This window comes from Streptomyces avicenniae, assembly GCF_000719135.1.
Taxonomy (GTDB): domain Bacteria; phylum Actinomycetota; class Actinomycetes; order Streptomycetales; family Streptomycetaceae; genus Streptomyces; species Streptomyces avicenniae.
Genome location: NZ_JOEK01000001.1, coordinates 347,183 through 363,127, shown reverse-complemented (window position 1 = coordinate 363,127; position 15,945 = coordinate 347,183). Strand labels below are relative to the sequence as shown.

Sequence of the window (15,945 nt, the reverse complement as noted above, 5' to 3'; positions counted from 1 at the left end):
GCGGACGGCCGTCAGTGCGCGCCGATCTTCGTCAGCAGGTCCACGATGCGCTCCTGCACGTCCGCGCTGGTCGAGCGCTCGGCGAGGAACAGCACCGTCTCGCCCGACGCCAGCGACGCCAGCTGCGCGGGCTCGCTCTCGGCGGCCGTGTAGACGACGAACGGCGTCCGGTGCAGCAGCCCGTTGACGCGCAGCCAGTCGATGATCCCGGCACGCCGTCGCCTGACCTGGCCCAGGTCCATGACCACCAGGTTCGGCCGCAGCTGCGCGGCGACCTCCATCGCCTCCGCGTCCGACGCGGCGTGCGCGGCCTGCATGCCCCGGCGCTCCAGCGAGGCGGCGAGCGCGCTCGCGATCTCGGGCTGCTCCTCCACCAGGAGGACGCGCGGCGGGTGCTGCTCGCTGTCGCGCGGCGCGAGCGCCTTCAGCAGCACGGCCGGATCGGCGCCGTACGCCGCCTCCCGGCTCGCCTGCCCGAGCCCCGCCGTCACCAGCACCGGCACCTCGGCCGCCACCGCCGCCGCGCGCAGCGACTGGAGGGCGGTCCGCGTGATCGGCCCGGTCAGCGGATCGACGAACAGCGCCGCGGGATAGGCGGCGATCTGCGCGTCCACCTCCTCGCGCGAGTGCACGATCACCGGCCGGTAGCCCCGGTCCGTCAGCGCCTGCTGGGTGGACGGGTCGGGCTCGGGCCAGACGAGGAGCCGACGCGGGTTGTCCAGCGGCTCGGGCGGCAGTTCGTCGTCCGCGGGGGCGGGCGGTCCCGCGGACGCGGGGTTGTCGGTGACCTCGACGGCGCCGTTCGGCCCGTCGAGCGGTTCCGGGCCCTCGGCCGCGCCCGCGGCCGGGGCGCCGATCGCGAACCGGCGGCCTCTGCCGTGTGTGTCGGGCCCCTGCTGCTTCGGCACGGGCGCCGTGGCGCCCGGCGTGCCGTCGCCCTGCTCGGGCTCCTCCGCGGGCGGCGTCGCCAGCTTCCTCCGCCGCGCGGGCACTTGCTGGGGCACCACGGCCGCCTGCATCGGCGGCGCGGGCGGCGAGGGGACGCCGGGCAGCGGCCGTCGGTCCGGCAGCGCGGGGGGAGCCGGAGGCGGCACGGGCACGCCCTGGCCCAGCGTCTGCACGCTCACGCCTGGCAGGGCGCGCTCCACCCGCTCGCTGCCCGGCATGGGCAGGGGCCGCGGCTGCCGTGGCGCGTTCACGGGCGGGGGGGCGCTGCCGTCCAGGATGGGGCTCGCCGCGACCACCGAGTGCTCGACGGGCGGCGGCTCGTCCTGTTGCTGCTGTTGCGGGGCGTCCGGCTGCTGCTGGTCGGGCTGCTCCACCACCTGCTGCTGCGGCGGTTCCGGCGCCTGCGCCGGTAGGTGCGGCTGCTGCGGGGGGGCGTGCTGCTCGGCGACCGCGACCTCGACGGGCTGCGGTCCTTCGCCCTCGGACGCCTGCCTGCGCCGCCGCCCCGTGGGCTGCGCCGCGGGGGGCGTCGGCTGTGGGGCCTCCGGCTGGGCGGCGGGGACGTCGGGCTGTTCCTCCACCGGCCCGAGCGCGCGCCGACGGCGTCCGCGTCCCGACGAGTCCACAGAACCGGTGTCGTCACCGCTCGCGGCCGTCTCCTCCGGCGCCGGAGCGCCCGCCCGGCGGCGTCGCCCCGTGGGCGTGTCCTGCACCGGCTCGATCGCCACGGCGGGCTTCCCCGACCGCGCGCGTGCCATCCCCCGCGCGGGCTCGACGGGCACGGGCATCACGGTCGTGTCGCCGCTCGCGTCACGCGTCGCGGGCGCCGCCGACACGGCCCCGCCCCCGGCCAGCACCGGTACCTCCAGCACGTACGCCGACGCGCCACCCACCTCGTGCGTCTGCAACACACCGCCGTGTTGACGGACGATGCCCCGCACGATCGGCTCGTGCACCATGTCGCCGCCGGGATAAGGACCGCGCACCTCGATGCGCACCACGTCCCCGCGCTGCGCGGCGGCCACCACGATCGTCGAGTCCCCGGCCGCCGCGCCCGTCGCGGCGCGCCCGGTCGCGTCCACCCCGGCGACGTCCGCCACCAAGTGCGCCAGCGCCTGAGCCAGCCGGTCCGGATCGACCTCGGCCTCGATCGGCGGCGCGTGCACGGCGAACTGCGCCCGTCCCGGGCCGATCAGCTCCACCGCGCCCTCGACGCCCGCCGCCACGACGGCGTCGAGCGACACGCGCTTCACCGACAGCTTCTCGTGCCCCTCGTCCAGCCGCTGGTAGCTGAGGACGTTGTCCACGAGCGTGGTCATCCGCGTGTAACCGGCCGCGAGATGGTGCAGCACCTGGTTGGCCTCGGGCCACAACTGGCCGGCGGGGTCCGCCGCGAGGGCCGTCAGCTCGCCGCGCAGCTGCTCAAGCGGACCGCGCAGGCCGTCCCGCAGCACCGACAGCAGCTGCTGGTGGCGGGCGGCGAGCGCGTCGTAGGAGCGCCGGTCGGTGAAGGCGAGGACCGCCCCGACCAGTTGGTCGCCGTCACGCACCGGCGCGGTCGTGAGGTCAACGGGGACGGCCCTGCCGTCCTTCGTCCACAGGACCTGCCCGCGTACGCGGTGCTTGCGGCCCGACGACAGCGTGTCGTGCAGCGGGGTCTCCTCGAACGCCAGCGGCGTCCCGTCCACCCGCGAGTGCTGCACCAGCGGGTGCAGTTCCTGGCCGCCGAGCTGGCTGGCCCGGTGGCCCAGGATCTGCGCCGCCGCCGGGTTGACGAGCACGATGCGGCCCGCGGTATCGACGCCGACGACGCCCTCGGACGCCGCCCGCAGGATCATCTCCGTCTGCCGCTGCTGGCGGACGAGTTCCGCCTCGGTGTCGAGGGTGCCCGACAGGTCCCGGATGATGAGGACCAGCAGTTCCTCACCCGAGTGGTCGTCGGCGAACGCCGCCTCGATGGCCGACGCGTACGGCGTGTGGCCCGAGTTGAGCCCGGCGCTGGTCACCTCGACCTGCAACGCTCCGCCGTCCGTCCGCCTGGCCACCATCCGTGTGGGCCTGGTCCTGACACTGGGGTCCTCCTCGGGACGGCGCATCGAGCCGGGAATCCGGCGCGGATCGAAATCCGGGACGATGTCCAGCAGTCCACGACCGATGAGGGGGGCGCCCGGAGCCTCCAGGGTCTCCACGGCGATGGCGTTGGCATTGACGACCGTGCCGTTCCCGTTGACCAGCAACAGCGCGTCGGGCAATGCGTCGAGTATGGCGGCGAGGCGAGCAGCGCCTCTCGCTGGCCTGCTGCTCACGACGTCGGTTCCTCCCTTGACCCACGTGATTCAGGTGCACGGACCCCGTGCGTGTCTTCAGGGGAGTCTACGGCCAGCGGGGACGGGAGCGGCGGTGCGTTCCGAAGTCGCCGCCCGTAAGGGTCAGGTCACGACGCCGGGCAGCACCGGGACGAGGGCGTCCCAGCGCGCGATCTCGCAGCCGTTGGTGCGGTCGTACTCGGCGTGGACCGGCCTTCCGTCCCACACGCCTTCGACCGTCGCGGTGGCCGGGCCGCCGTACACGTAGGTGCACAGCGGCTCGGCGCCGTCCGTCCCGGTGGTCGTGGCGAACGGCTCGCGCGCGCCGCGCAACACCTCGCACGCGCCCTCCGGATCGGGGTGCGTCCCGCCCACCGGCGCGCACTCCAGCTCGTGACGGCCGTCGGCCTCCTCCCCTGCGCCGCTGACCGTGATCGTCAGCCGGTGCGCCGCGCCGCCCGCCTCCCGGGCCTCAGCGGCGACGGCCGGGGAGGGGAGGGCGAGCGAGGCGGCGAGGACGGTGGCGGCGACGAGGCTCTTGCGCAGCGACATGCGGGTGCTCCAGGGGTGCGTACGAAGGGTGAGCGGATCTCTCCCCTCTGCTAACGCTCCCGCCCCCGGACCGTTGCGCAACTCGACGCGGGGGCGCGTACCCCCGTAGGGTGGGATCCGATTGGCTGCGGCCGTTCGGGCTGTGGCATCATTTGCACGCACGCATCGTCCGCGCTGCCGTGCAAGGAGGCTTCGCCTAGTCTGGTCTATGGCGCCGCACTGCTAATGCGGTTTGGGGTAACCCCCCATCCCGGGTTCAAATCCCGGAGCCTCCGCAGTGTCCCCGCGAGCCCCGTCGTGACGGCGGGGCTTTCGCATGTGCGCAGGTCAGCGGGGTAGGCGATACGGATTTCACCCCGGCGCCCACCGTCATGTAGTGTTGTCCACGCAACGCCCCGCAGGGGGCGGAGCGCTCGTAGCTTAACGGATAGAGCATCTGACTACGGATCAGAAGGTTGCAGGTTCGAATCCTGCCGAGCGCACACCTCAAAGCCCCGTTCCGAGACCGGAACGGGGCTTCTTCGTGCCGTACAGCAGCGGAGTACCGCAACGGCTTTACCCGCCGCCGAAGCCACCCGCGAGCCGCTGCAACGCTTCCCTGACCTGTTCCTCGGTCGCCTCGGCGTACACCTCAAGGGTCATCGCGCCGAGCGACGCGGCCAGGGCGATGAGGAACCAGCACCAGCCCGCAGCCTTGGGCCCGCCGGAGCGCAGTCGTCGCCACGCGGCCACCAGCAGCAGGTCAACGGAGACCGGATAGGCCCACGCCTTCCAGCCGCCCTGTCCGGCCGCCGCCGCCAGGTCGTGGATGTGCGCGAAGGACAGCGCGGCGGCGATGACCGCCTGTACGAGCACGGCGTCCACGCGGGCGGCGAGAGCGCGCACAGCAGGTCACCTCCTTCCTGTTTTCGGCATGGGAGGGGTAGGGGCATGGCGCGAGGCAGCCATGCGAGCCGTCGAGGGGCTACGCGTCCGGGTGGGATTCCACGGTCGCTGTCGAGCTGACCGGGGCGAACGGCGCCAGCTCGACGCCCCGCTTGCAGTCGATCCCGACCGGGGCGACGCTTTGGGGAGCCAGGCCGCTGATGAGGTTGCGCAGGAACATCGACTTGCCGGACAGCGTGGCTCCGAGGGTGAGCTGATGGGGAACCGTGCGGTAGTCCCGTAGGAACGGTGTCGCGTCCTCGCGCAGCGCGACCGGCACCTTCAGGAAGCCGGACGTGAGGCGGCGCGGCATCCGGACGTCGCGGAGGACGTCGAAGCCGACGAGCCGCAGTTCGACGGTCCCCGGCTTGATCTCCGAGACGTGGACGGCGTGAACGCCCCACGCGTGCCGCAGCCGCTCCGTCGGCGCGAGCCTCGAAGATCACGGTCTCAACTTGTGCTCTACCGGGCAGGTCCACAGACTGCCCGACGCGTCGGAAGCTTAGGGGGCCGTGATCACTCGCACCGAAGCGACTCCAGCCCAAAGCTGCTCCATTAACCTGAGCGTCGCAAGCCTCAGCCGGATCTAAACCGCTGTACCACCAGAGACAGGAAGATACGGTCCTTGAGCAGAGAAACCTTGTAGACGAACCAGGCCTTGGTGTGGAGACGCAAAAAGCATGTCACCCATTGGCAGTAGCCTTTCTGCGCCTGACGCATCAAGGATAACCCTGCTATCCGTCGCGCTCCTCACCATGAGAGACAGGCGCGCGAAGTTGGCCTTCATTACCCCAGGGACAATTTCAACGCTTGGACGCTGTGTGGCAGTGATCAGATGCCCTCCAACTGCTCGAGCCCGCTGAACGAAACGCGTAACCAGAGTTTCGAAGCGTCGACGATCCGAGGAGGAAAGCGCAATTTCGGAGAACTCGTCAATCACAACGATTAGCGGCCTCAGCGGGGCATCCACTCCGTGTGCGGCTGCGTCCTCGCAGAGCGAAACCACATCAGTGATGTTCTTCGGATCTGGACGATACATCGCGGCTTCGGCATATTGATTGAAAGTTTCGATGCGCTCCGGAACGCGCCTCTCCACGATGTCACCGAGCAGATCCAAAGCTCCGTCGGCTCCGAGGTAATAGTCACTGCTCTGCCGGATCTGAGGCGCTCTGGCGAGATCCCTGAAGTCGCCCATACCCTTAGCATCTACGAGCACTAGGTCGAGAGCATCGACAGAGTACATTCGCGTCAGTTGCCACAGGATGGAGCGGAGCAAAGTGCTCTTTCCGCTCCCAGTCGTTCCAGCGATCAGGAGATGGGGAAGCTCGTGCAGCGGCACCCAGAATGGGTTGAAATCATAATCTGTGCCGAGAGCTACCGAGATGGCATGCCCAGCCGGAGCCTCCAGTTCGGAGACGTCTGCGATACTCCGATGCTGCCGCGGGATCTCTAGGACCGCATAGCGCGCCCGACCGGGAAGGTTATCCACCCGGATCCCTGAAACTCCAAGATCGCGAGCGATATCCAATTCCTGATTTGCGAGAGTTGAAAGCCTGGCTCCCGGCTCCAGCTCGAACGGTACCCGCAATACTGATGGGCCAGCAACAATATCCTTCTCATTCAGACTACGTAGGGGAACATTGCGGGCTCGCAAAGCATTGACCACTTGCTGAGCTAGTCCGGCACGCTCGGCTCCGTCATCCCACCGCTCCGCCACCTTCTCAGACTCTGACCGCGTCTGAGTATCTTGCTTTGCATCAGTGGTCGGTGTCTTAGAAGTCTGAGGATCGACTGCTGTCGCCGTCATCGCGTCCTGAGGCGATTCTCCGACGAGGCTGGAAATGAGTTCGCCGAGGTAGCTCGGGACCGCTACCTGGTCTCTTCCATGACGAAGTGCATGTCGCAACCAATCTCCCCCCAGGACCTTCAATGGCAAGCCGGCCTCTCCAATCCGGTCAGGGAGGTTGGTCTGTGGGGCATCAATGCCCACCACCACGACCTCGCCATCCAAATGGACCGGCTCCGAAGAAGGATCTAGCTCGAAAAGATTGTTTAGACTACGAAGACGTTTCCTGTACTCAGGCCAGTCCTGAACACGAGTTTCTTCCCACTGCTGCAACGCTTCGAGGAATACCTGACGCTTAAGAATCTCGCGACGACTCGCGGCGAATAGGTCTCCGCTGGACTGAGAGAAGACGCCGCGCAGGACATCCATCATCTCGAGTACCTGATCAGAGGCATCGTGCACATGCTGAGGAATGCTGCCGCCATCCAAGGCATCTCGAGTTGACTTAACTTCAATCACCTTGACGCATGGACCGCTTTCGGTCCATTTGATTTGTAGAAGATCAGCACGCCTGTTGCTGCGACGACGTTGCAGCCATTTTCGGGCAGCATCAGTGTCCAGGCTCATAACCAGACTGCCTTTGTCCTCCTGCAGTTCGGCCAGGACCGCAGCTACCCCGATCCTTCCAAGAATCGCATCATCGCTGAGAGGTCCCTTGGTTCCGAAGAAGCCTAGAAGTCCTTCAGGGAGAGCGCGGCGAACCGTGTTGGTGAGGAAGGCCATCAGGCTGTTAGGTTCGGGATCAAGCCAGCTGTTTCCTTGCATCATGCGCAAAGGCGGGTCGACCAACAGCGTCAGGTCCCGACAGTAAACGTAGGCGGTGTGAGAACCTGTTCCTACGCGCCCAAGAAGGTTGAGTCGTTCGTCATTTCCGCTCTCGGAGAGTAGTTGCTCATCAACTGACTCCGGCGACTCAATGGTCTCGGGCGCAGCAAGGGCGCTCGTTGACTCAACCAGTACTAGCCAACTGGTTGCTTGCCCGAGTTCCGAAAGGTGAGTAGTTTCCGCGGGCGAAAGCAGCGGGCTGCGATCCAGTTCGGCCGGATCAGCACTGGACAGTTCACTCTGCTGATTCAGGAGCGCCGCCAGACGACCAGAAGCGGCTGGCTTGATGACGGTCGTGCGTTTGTGCGTAACAAAGGTCCATTCCGTGACAACGCTCCCCTGCTGCTCCGACTGCAGTAGGTTCCCGAACCCAGCGGTCCCGCCATCGGAGACGTCAAACAGAAAGGTTACGTGCGGCGCTCCGCCGTCTTGAAGCTCAGTCACGTCGGGATCAGTTTCGAAGATCTGCACGTCTACTCGACCACGATCATCGTGCTCCGCCGCAGCTGCCGCTACCAAGTTCCTGATCTCGGCCGCATTCTCCGGGCTAAACACGCGCAAAACAATGCGCGTCGCAGAACAAGATCTGGGATCTTGCAACCGCTCAAAAAGGCGTCGCACTACTGGCGAGGTTGGACGGATCAACGCAACGCACAGACTAAGCTGCGCGAACGGATAGGCTACCAGGAACCGATCAATGACTTGCTGGACAGTATGCGTAGTCTCAGGGGTACCCGATGCGAGTCGCTTCTTTCCGTAGACTGGTTCTCCAGTCTCAGAGGTACCGGAGAAAGCCAGAGCCTCTGGGTCTTTCCCTATTACGATTCCCAAAGAGGGCGCAGCAGGATCGATGTTGGCTGACACGGTATCGATGAACTCGCTGTCCAGTTCACCACCCGACTGCATTTCACGGAGCATTGTAGCGGCCCGAACCCGCGGCTCGAGAACGACAGGGTGCAGCGGCAGAAGGCGGACACGAGTTCCCTGGGAGTCGCGCTCTGCCACTACGTCCACCAGCGTGAGGGCGTCAGCCAAGCGCTTCACGAAGGAGGCTTGTTCGTTGGGGATCTCCTGACGCATCTGACTTAGAGCTGACCACAGGTCCGCCCACGATGATACGAGTTCATCGCCTTGGCTACGCAGAGTCTCTGAACTCATGAAGAGCCTGATGCCTTCGGTTGCGATAGACGGCGCGAAGGGCGCTAGGGCCATTCTGCGATCGGCCAACCGGTCGAAAGCATTCAGGGCCAGACGTCCAGCAATAGGCGCATCATCAGCCAGATCCTCGAGTTCTTGGCGCAAATCTCCAAGTGACTGCCATTGTGTCGCTGTACCGAATTTGGAGGTCGTTCCGCCAGCCGTAGAGCCGTAAAATGTCGCTAGGGTATCCTCGTTGGCCGGCTGTTCTTGAGTCAGACTGTCAAACAGCGTGCGGGACTCCCCCGCTGCCTGTTCTGAAGTTCTCGGCTCAGCGGCGACCAAAGACGGGTCGTTGAGTACCTGCTCCAAGCTCGGAGCATCCCATACTACGCCGCCGCTATTGAGGTCGAGTTGATTACCGCCGTCGTGATCTCGAATGGCTTCGAGTAGATCCTCTTCTGAGACCTCGCCTGAATCGACCAAATCTAGAATGTCAACTCGGTCGTCTGGGCCGTTGGTGTCATCTCTGGATCGCGTGCGAGAGCGGATGGAGGCCACTCGCATAGCATCAATAACGTCATCTAGGTTCAACCCTGCAAGCAGTTCGCGCTTGCCAGACCGGCCGAACTTTCGGAGTTTGGCGTACTCGGCAGTGGAATTTGCGATGAATCGCTGGAGAGTTCCCGGATCCGCCATTCTGACAGAATCCACGGTTTGCTCGTTCAACTGTAGACGATTCGAATCGATTGTTTGGGCAGTTCGGTGATCGGGTAGCAAACCCAGACGCCAGAGAAATTTGCGCGAGAGATCGCCACTGCCCGGCTGCAGAGGGTTCAGGGCAGCGCAGTAGTCTGCCGCGTAGTCCAAGGGAATATTACGCTCTTGAAGGGCAGCCAAAAGTGGCGCGACGTTCTCGCTAACTCCCTGAGCAAATTCAGCCCCTAGGGTGGCAAAAACTGCGCGCCTTACTTCATCGGCAGTGACCTGAGGTACATTCATCAGCCCGTGAGCTCTGTTCCGATGAAGGTCACCAACTACGAGAATTGGACGCCTTCCCTCATTTCGCCAGCGGATGGCCACTGTAACCCGATCAGTCACGTTATCGCGCTCGATTCGGGTCGAGGCGAAGTTTGCAACGTTGAGTCCGGGTACCTCTTCGGAGAGCCGGTCGACGATTCGCTCCAGAGGCATTCCAGGTGACAGGTAGGGGAGCCGAAGGTATCCGAATCCTGTCTCGAATTTACCGCTGACGGTGACGCAAATAGCCTCGGTAATTACATCCTGAGCATCCATTGCCGACTCCTCTGTAAGGTTCATCGGATGTTCCACATCTGGAGTGGGTTTAGCACCTCTGTCGTGTTATCACTGTAGGCGCGAGCTAGGCCAAGACGTGTCAGAAGATGTGCCAATGCATCCCTGTTCGACTCTAGCTCCGATTCCGATGCTCGCGGCGCCATGGAGCGCGTCTGTGCTGTTGGTCCTACCGCGATACCGAACCGCGTTTCAAGTCTGTTCAGAAACTCATCAAAGGAGACTTCCGACTCCTGTTCTTCGAGCACAGCCAGAACGAGCGTCGTCACCAAGTTAGCTTCGATACAGAAACGCTTACTGGTGTTCCCTCTCCGCGGTGCCAGAAAACCGCAGTGTCGAGCATGATGGTCAAACCACTGTGCGTAGCTCTGTGCCATTGTTGTTTTTAGGAGGTCGAGGAGCACCAACGCGACTGGTCCGCTGAGATCTTGCGGAGCATGTGTGGGGTCATCTTTCGGGATCAAGTGTTCAAGGGCTTCGGGCGTCTTCTCAACCAATAGCCGACTGCGCTCGAGGCGCTTCTCCTTTGCTCCCGCTGAGAACGGTACTGTCTGCAGGAGGAAGGCTTCCGAAGCACTCTTGTCTTGAACCGCATCCCCAAGTCGTTCGCGTACAGTCCGCTGAAGTTTAGATGCGATCCAGTTATCCATCGCACTGTGCATCAGAGGAAGTGAGCCTCGAGCGGACGAGTCGAGCACAGTATCTGCATCGGAGGAGACTACTGCCAGGAGCGGTGTGAAATCGCCAACAACCAGCAAGCTGGGAACTTGGGCATACGAGAGAACACATGCGAACTCTATTGCATTGGCGAGTACTTTCAGCGCATCGAGGCTATCAGCGGCCACACTGCCTAGTTGCACCGCTCGACGTAGCATGTTGCCGAGGTTGTTGGCGAGCTGTTTAGTGACATCGTTCGTGGCCCACGGGACGGGACGGACTTCCGAGATGCTGAAGCTGTTGGAATCAACCGGCCCCGCAAGGGCTGACTGCAGCACCCAATAGGGGTTTGGCTGCGTCTCGCAAAGGCGCTCCACTAGGGCTAGCAGTTCATCAGTCCCAGAGGCGTAATTGAGTAGTAGCGAGGCGCAAAGAAGCCCCATAGCCCCACCCGTAGGGTCGTTTGTGATAAATGCCGGATGCGCAACTTGGTAGGACTGCATAGTCGCGAATACCGCTCTATCGCCCGCCAGTAGCGCTCTCAGTAGGTGACGAACTTTATCTAGATCAGCAGAGTTGGACGGGACCTTGAAGGACTGTGGCGCCTGCGCAAGTAGTTGGCGAAGGGGTTTTTCGGCGGTGACCCACGAATTGCTGTTCCTGGCAATCAGAGCACTCGCTAGCTTCGGCGCTCGAGGGCCTTCCAGGCACTTCGCGAGGAAGCCATTCAATACATGGACTGGCTTCGCGCTCGTAGCGGCCGTACTGAAAACGAGAGTATCCGTGACGTTCTCTCTGAACCATGGGGTTAGATCGATGCCAGCTACGAACGTCATGAATTCACCTCAATTTCTGGACGGCGTCCACCTCGCACGGTAACTGTAGTGAGCACACCAGTAGCATGGTCGACTGCAGTGATCTCTGGATCAGTTACTGGTTTGGCTGGTGCCTGGCCAATGAATAGATCAAGCGCCATGTCTAGCGCCTCTTGAGTTCTGTCTGATTGAACAGTTCGAGGCTGATGCAACTGTCGCCACGTTTCATAGTCAAGTGAGAGGACGGCGCCGCGACCTTGCTTCCATGAAAGCTCGAGCTTCGATGGTTTGAATCCCGCGGACTCGACCCCGTGGTCCTCGTGCAGGTACGGCAACCGCACTGTGAGTTCATCCGAGCTAATCGATGCGCTGGCAGCCAGCACAGATGGCCGAGTCACAGCTGTGAGTCCATGGTGGCGACTGAGATGTAGTTGCTTACCTGTTCCCACCGTTAGGCGGTAACGATTTATTTCGGCGACTACCCGCTGGACGGCGCGGTGAGGTTCTTCTCGAGCCTCTTGAAGCAGATCTACATAATCTGGGATATGTGACTGCCTATCGATGAATTGCTCAACACGCAAGTCCCTTGCAAGGAAAAACCAGGCACGCTTGGCCGCCGCGAAGGCCTTGAGTGCGCCGTTTCGGTCTCTTCTGTGGATGAGAGCAGGATGAAACAACGGCACTTCGGGTGCGACGCCGACCCGTTCGTTGTTACCTAGCCAGAGGTGACTGTCGACAAATGAATTTGCGGTGTGGATGGGGTCGAACTCTCGGTTAATCATTCGACCCATAGATGTGGCAGGATCGAAGACTCTCGACCACCACCATCCAGCCAGCTTCTGGACGTCGCGCGCACGAGGCGGGCATTGCCAGGAGAAGAAGAGCTCCGCAAGGAGAACCCACAATTCCCGGGCGGTGAGCCGAAGCCCGGACTGGCCCAGCAGTGACAGGAGCTTCGTGAGGCGGTCAGTTGCCTGGGGCGATCGAGCGAGTAGGTCTCGGCCAGCGGTACGTGGGCACGTGGTGTCATCGCCACATGTGCGGCAGGGATCGACTGCAGGCAACAGGCGGTCAAGGGCACGCGCGATGAAACCCGCGTGAACCAGTTGCCGGCCCGCAAGGTTGACCAGCAGGACACCGCTTGGATCGTCCATCTCTTCGCCCCGAGCACGAGCGTGCGTGACCTCACGCACCTGCTCGTAGAGACCTTCGCCTTGGAGCCGCGCCAGCGACGACAACGGACCTTCGTTGAGGGTGATGACGAGTTGGCAGCCGTTCGCAGTAGCCGCATCGGTCCAGGCAAGGATCGCTGCATCATCTAGCGTCGCCGCGTCCCGGATGAACAGGCGATGCCCCGGACTCAGGGCCGCGATAGAGCGATCGTCCGCCTCAAGGGATGGCTCCGGCGCACTCGCGTCGAGGGCCATCGACAGGAGGTGGCTCTTTCCGTCTCCTGCGTTGCCAGTGATCACCACGTGTCGACCGTCGTTCAGAGCCTGTGTCACAAGCCCAACTAGAGGGTCTTCGACGTTGAGTTGACGTCTGACCTCAACGGACCAGGAGTCTGCATACACTTCGCCGCGTCGGAAGAGCGTCGCTAGGTCTGTCATCGATGAGTCGCGGATGATGGCCGTCTCCCCTGTGCTATGTCCACGTTTTCCCACAGGTCACGTTACAGAAGGCGACTGAGACTCACCTGCAACTTCAAGCAAAACAAGTTAGAGAGCAAGCGTTAGTTGCTCCGGCTCGTCGGGGCGCTTCGGTTCATCAGGAGCCGGCCCGACCTCTCGCATCATCCCGGCAAGTTCGTCGATGAGGTCTGGCGTGCATCGGGCCTGTTCGGCTAGGAGGGCGCCTCGCGCGCTCACCCACCGATCCCACCACTGCTTGGCGAGATCGATTGCTGTGGCCCCTGACACGTCCCCTGGAGCCTCCCACCCCAGAAGTACACCTCCTGGGTCGTTGACCAGAGGCAGGGCATACATGGGGCGACGCGTGTCGTGTCTCCTCAGATCAGGAAGCCCCAATCCTGACAAAGCCTTCCCAATCGCTCTAAAACGTGCGCTGGCTCCCTCACCGAACGTTCTTGTGATGTGCGAGTACCCATCGGCTGCCACATTGTATTCATCGATCGCATCGATGGTCTCGGCTGCGACATGGAAAGATCCGAAACCGCGGGTTTCACCGATTCGGATCCATTTACGCTCACCGCTAGTGGCTCGATTGTACTGGGAACTGTGACCTGGATAAAGGCCGCTGGTGAATACCACGAGGGGCCCCGGGTTCGGAATTTCCTCTCGCACCTCAGGCTTATAGACGGTGGCGGCAATCTGCCCCAGGGGGCGATCCCGGCCCCACGCTTCGAGTACCGTTTCGCTACCGGCTACCGCGGCCGCCAGTTTACCCACCCTCATCGGGCCGAACGGTGGCGCAGCGCCACAAACACTCATTTCGAGAGCAACAAAACCCATGTGGTAGTGCCAGATTTTTCGCAGACCTGAATCCACCAAACGCCGCATCAGAACATTCTCACGCAAGAACTGGGCAGCATTCGGAGATTCGAGGCAGGCGCGGAGGCCAGCAAGGCCGAGGCTGAGCTCGGCAGCAGTTTCAGCGCGCTTGGTCTGCGCCAGGAGTTGACGAGACAACTCCCGCTGACCCAATTTGCGGGCATCATTGTAGGCGATACGCAATCGGGCAGCCAGTTTTTGCAAGCTTGCCGCTTGCCGTGTTCCACCGGAAAGTTCGATGGGCGGAAGCCCGTCCGGGTTCACTGCGCCAAGCAAAGATGTCAGCACCTGTACCGTGGCAGAAATTCTATCCTTGGCGTCAGGAACTCGATCCAACCGGTCGACAAAGCCTCCGGGTCCGCCCTCTGAGTTTCGCGAAGTGAGGCCAAGCCATGAATCTCTGCAGCGAATCTCAGGGACCACATTACGAAATTGCGCAACTCCCAGAGGAGTTCCCGGGAACTTTCTGTCCTCCAGTACTACTGAGACTTCGCGGCCTGGTGCGCTAGCATCCGGAGTCATGGACCACGTGGCCCTTACAGCCCTCCACACTGCCCTCCCAGCGCCCTGTCCTGCCACAGTGAGCTGCAACTCTGGTGGGCCGTCCGCAAGTGAAGCGATGCCTTCCTCCGAGCGATACTGGCTTTTAGTAAGTGTCCCCAAAAGGCGCTCAAGCGACTTACGTTGCCCCGGAATCCTCAGAGCGTTTGTCCGTGCTTGTCGATACAACTTTCGAAGCGCTTCACGGCGTTGCGCTTCGTCAGCGTTCTCTGCCTCGAGTAGGGGCGCCAGAACGAGGTCGTCACCCTGCATCAAAGGATAGTAGCCCGAGTCAATGTAGTCCCGAAGGATGAGGAGGGTTACACGGAATGACTTAGCAGATGGAGTGTCCTGTCCGCAGTTCTCAGCCTCCCGCCTCAGCGCTTCGCGGATCCGACTGGGGAGTGCTCCGTCTAGCGATTTGACGATTTCCTTGAACTTAGGCCCAAGAGCGCCAAGTTCCTGTGGCTGGAATTCAACGAGCTTATCTACAGGGATAAGCAAAGTGGTGCGGTCGTCCATAAGCACGGGGTAGCTGCTCGAGTCATCGTGGGGGAACGTTAGGGACAGAAATCCATCGGCCACGTGCCACTGGACATGCGCCGGTCGCCCGTCCGCCGGCGTTCCCCTGTCATCCGCGTTCAGTGGACTCCTCCGATCATGACGTTGCCGCTGGCTGCGCACCGTGAAGGCTACCTGCTCACGCAGGCTCTCCAGCATCAGGCGGCTATGCAGGCGACTTAGTCCCCATCGCTGGACCAAGACCTAGATCGTATGCGGTCGCCAAGTGAGCCGTGGTCGGCCAGCGGCGCCATGGGCCGCCACAACCCGGACGCAGTACGCGTGCCGCTCCGCAGCCTCTGAGACGTGGGTTGACTCGCCGGGGTAGCTGTGCGCCTCAATGGAGGGCGGGGTCTTACGCTGGCATGGCGGGCGGGTGCGTCAAGTCGCCGAGACGACGACTACCTGTCAAGAGGCTACGGTAGTGAGATGCAGACGACTCCTTCCGCTTCTCAAGACACTGAGTAAGCAGGATCGGATGCCCGGACCGCGTTGGTAGGGTTCATCGCAAACCAAAACCCTTACCGACCGCCTCGCCCCTTAGGGAATCAGGATGCCCGGCTCGCCCAACAAGGCCACCGATGTAGTCACCGCCGCAAAGTTGATCTCCGATCATGCAGTCGGAGCGACCTTGAGCTCGTTTCGAGTATTCGGAATCAATAGCCTGAAAACTTACTTGGACCTTGATGTACTAAAAGATCAAGTCCTCGAGTCTGTAGAAGCAGTCGAAAATATCCTTCATCTGGAATTTACGCGCCATTCCATCGATATCGACTTGCAGCGGACAGGCTCCGTGTCCTGGCATGCGATCGAGAGTGAATCTGCCGGCAAGAATCCGACGGGGGGATTCTTTTTCAGTAACGGATTTACCTTGACGCTTGCTGAGCCCGCAAGAACCAAGCGCATTTCGTTTTGGGTCAGGGAACGCTCCACCTGATAGAATCCGCTGAGGGAGGCAGCCCGTTGCGGACCACCCGTGGACAGGAAGGGTCAACGCAGAAGGTTGAAGT

7 protein-coding genes, 2 tRNA genes and 2 pseudogenes are annotated in these 15,945 nt (G+C 62.9%); 3 read left to right on the top strand and 8 right to left on the bottom strand.

Annotated elements, in window-relative coordinates:
* Positions 1–11 precede the first annotated feature (11 nt).
* Both IF27_RS01645 and IF27_RS01640 read right to left on the bottom strand, forming a co-directional pair.
* A complete protein-coding gene (locus IF27_RS01645) occupies positions 12–3,254 on the bottom strand; it encodes a response regulator (RefSeq protein ID WP_110945428.1) in 3,243 nt (1,080 codons plus the stop codon).
* A 123-nt stretch (positions 3,255–3,377) separates the two neighbouring features.
* Entirely contained in the window at positions 3,378–3,806 is a 429-nt protein-coding gene (locus IF27_RS01640) for an SSI family serine proteinase inhibitor (RefSeq protein WP_052847410.1), read from the bottom strand.
* 185 nt (positions 3,807–3,991) lie between these two features.
* On the opposite strand from IF27_RS01640, the gene IF27_RS01635 reads away from it, so the two are divergent.
* Positions 3,992–4,081, top strand: a tRNA-Ser gene (locus tag IF27_RS01635).
* 134 nt (positions 4,082–4,215) lie between these two features.
* Positions 4,216–4,288, top strand: a tRNA-Arg gene (locus tag IF27_RS01630).
* A gap of 160 nt (positions 4,289–4,448) precedes the next feature.
* Here the strand turns inward: IF27_RS01630 and IF27_RS01625 are convergent.
* From IF27_RS01625 to IF27_RS30770, 6 genes and pseudogenes are all read right to left on the bottom strand, one after another.
* Positions 4,449–4,691: pseudogene (locus tag IF27_RS01625) on the bottom strand (DUF2637 domain-containing protein); the annotation flags it as partial.
* A gap of 103 nt (positions 4,692–4,794) precedes the next feature.
* Positions 4,795–5,160, bottom strand: a pseudogene (locus tag IF27_RS01620) (FtsK/SpoIIIE domain-containing protein); the annotation flags it as partial.
* Positions 5,161–5,316: 156 nt separating this feature from the next.
* Complete coding sequence (locus IF27_RS29840) at positions 5,317–9,834, bottom strand: DNA translocase FtsK (protein WP_190232763.1); 4,518 nt, start codon at positions 9,832–9,834, stop codon at positions 5,317–5,319.
* 20 nt (positions 9,835–9,854) lie between these two features.
* The gene (locus IF27_RS30780; RefSeq protein ID WP_190232762.1) at positions 9,855–11,345 is read right to left on the bottom strand and encodes a methylation-associated defense system protein MAD7 family protein; all 1,491 of its coding nucleotides are present in this window, start codon (positions 11,343–11,345) and stop codon (positions 9,855–9,857) included.
* The gene (locus tag IF27_RS30775; RefSeq protein WP_190232761.1) at positions 11,342–12,799 is read right to left on the bottom strand and encodes a hypothetical protein; all 1,458 of its coding nucleotides are present in this window, start codon (positions 12,797–12,799) and stop codon (positions 11,342–11,344) included. The genes IF27_RS30780 and IF27_RS30775 overlap by 4 nt, the downstream gene beginning before the upstream one ends.
* A gap of 243 nt (positions 12,800–13,042) precedes the next feature.
* The gene (locus IF27_RS30770) at positions 13,043–14,098 is read right to left on the bottom strand and encodes a Druantia anti-phage system protein DruA (protein ID WP_190232760.1); all 1,056 of its coding nucleotides are present in this window, start codon (positions 14,096–14,098) and stop codon (positions 13,043–13,045) included.
* Between the two features lie 1,390 nt (positions 14,099–15,488).
* On the opposite strand from IF27_RS30770, the gene IF27_RS30765 reads away from it, so the two are divergent.
* Positions 15,489–15,872 carry a hypothetical protein gene (locus tag IF27_RS30765; protein ID WP_190232759.1) on the top strand — a complete coding sequence of 128 codons (384 nt, stop codon included), beginning with the start codon at positions 15,489–15,491 and terminating at the stop codon, positions 15,870–15,872.
* The last annotated feature ends 73 nt before the right edge of the window (positions 15,873–15,945 follow it).